1 protein-coding gene is annotated in these 217 nt (G+C 40.6%); it reads right to left on the bottom strand.

Annotated elements, in window-relative coordinates:
* Positions 1 to 217: hypothetical protein (locus CBI42_RS13120; RefSeq protein ID WP_218822083.1), on the bottom strand; the 217-nt coding region annotated here is incomplete at both ends.

Here is a 217-nt window from a genome sequence, read left to right on the forward strand (position 1 = left end):
ACGGTACTTATCTGCTGTTCTTCATGTTGATTAATAACAGAACCCGTACCGTTCTGCTCAGCTGGTGCTCTCGGTTTTGCTTCTGTATTAGTAACTAGCTTCTGAGAAGTCTGATCGTCTGAAGAATTAGTATTATCTGTAGTATTACTATTAACGGTACTTGTCTGCTGTTCTTCATGTTGATTAATAACAGACCCAGAACCCGTACCGTTCTGAG

Origin of the sequence: Streptococcus sp. KR (assembly GCF_002238115.1) — a bacterium.
Lineage (GTDB): Bacteria > Bacillota > Bacilli > Lactobacillales > Streptococcaceae > Streptococcus.